A 1,357-nucleotide genomic window follows, 5' to 3' on the forward strand; every position below is an offset into this window, starting at 1 on the left:
AGTAAAAATATTTTGGCCGCAGGGCTTGCGGTGTCAGTCTGTAGAGCGACCATAAGACCAGAACAGAGTAAATCTGTTAAGGCAGGTGCGAAAAATCCTTCGGGAAAGAAGCAGAAACCTAAATCGTGAGGTTTGGGAATCACCGTCCGTTTACGGCGGCGAGGATGTCAAGTATCAGATACTTCCGACCTGATGCGCCGTCTGGTCAAAGAGGAACTGCTCAAGTTTGACGGCAAGCCACTTTTCCCCGAAAGAATCGCTCACACGGTCAGTTACCCCCTCTCCGACCAAGAAGCGATCCTCTACAGTCGAGTCACCGAGTATGTACGCGAAGAATTTGACCGAGCCGAAGCCCTGGCCAACGACGGGTGCAAGGGGACAGTCGGCTTTGCCCTCACCATTTTGCAACGCCGCCTCGCCTCCTCTCCGGAAGCCATCATCAATCCTTGAAACGACGACGAGAACGGCTGCAAAAGCGACTCCGAGAAGAAGAACTGCTCAAGCGAGGCCAGTCGCTGGAGATAGAATTTGCTACCGTCCTTGACCAAGACGACATCGATGACGACTTTGAGGATACCGATAGCAGCGAGCGGGAGGCTACGGTCGAGGAGGTGGTCGATCAGGCCACAGCATCGCGTACCATTGCCGAACTACAGATTGAAATCGCCCTGCTGAAAAAGCTTGAAGACCTAGCCAATACCGTTCGACGGAGCGGAAAAGACCGTAAGTGGGAAGAGTTTTCCCATCTTCTGCAGGATGAAGCGGAGATGTTCGATGCAGGAGGATACCGCCGCAAAATAGTCGTCTTCACCGAACACAGAGACACCCTCAACTACTTGAAAGAGCGGATCGGTACACTCCTTGGCAACCCAGAAGCTGTTGTCACCATTCACGGTGGCATGGGTCGGGAAGACCGCAAAAAAGCCGAAGAAGGCTTCAAGCAAGACGTAGGAGTACAGGTACTTCTGGCCACCGATGCCGCCGGAGAGGGGATCAACCTGCAACGAGCGCATCTCATGGTCAATTATGACCTACCCTGGAACCCAAACCGTCTAGAACAGCGATTCGGTCGTATTCACCGGATTGGACAGACCGAGGTTTGTCATCTCTGGAATTTGGTGGCTCACGAAACCCGCGAGGGAGATGTGTATCGGACGCTCCTCGAAAAACTCGAAGCCGAACAAAAAGCTTTAGGCGGACGGGTGTTCGACGTATTACTGGACTTCCCCGTTGACAAAAAGCCATAACCTGTGCTGTAGAAGGGATTAAGAGAATTTCCGCCGCCCCGTTACTGGGTACAAATCAGGGAAACTCCCAATAAATCTAACGCTTTTTGTTGCAGTTTAGTCGGTCGAGT

General features: G+C 52.4%; 2 protein-coding genes and 1 pseudogene. All 3 read left to right on the forward strand.

Features of this window, described 5'->3' with window-relative positions:
• Window positions 1–129: pseudogene (locus O9323_RS18615) on the forward strand (RNA-guided endonuclease TnpB family protein); the annotation flags it as partial.
• 63 nt (window positions 130–192) lie between these two features.
• Complete coding sequence (locus tag O9323_RS18620) at window positions 193–450, forward strand: hypothetical protein (protein ID WP_223210761.1); 258 nt, start codon at window positions 193–195, stop codon at window positions 448–450.
• Window positions 451–767: 317 nt separating this feature from the next.
• Window positions 768–1,247 (forward strand): helicase-related protein, encoded by a 480-nt coding sequence (locus tag O9323_RS18625; protein WP_288125562.1) that lies wholly within the window; start codon window positions 768–770, stop codon window positions 1,245–1,247.
• Window positions 1,248–1,357 lie beyond the last annotated feature (110 nt).

The organism is Microcystis sp. LE19-131.1A, from assembly GCF_027532015.1.
In the GTDB taxonomy this organism is placed as follows: domain Bacteria; phylum Cyanobacteriota; class Cyanobacteriia; order Cyanobacteriales; family Microcystaceae; genus Microcystis; species Microcystis ichthyoblabe_A.

Coding starts and splice junctions, on each gene's coding strand:
- O9323_RS18625 (WP_288125562.1), top strand. CDS start 768: ATGTTCGATGCAGGAGGATACCGCCGCAAAATAGTCGTCTTCACCGAA.
- O9323_RS18620 (WP_223210761.1), top strand. CDS start 193: ATGCGCCGTCTGGTCAAAGAGGAACTGCTCAAGTTTGACGGCAAGCCA.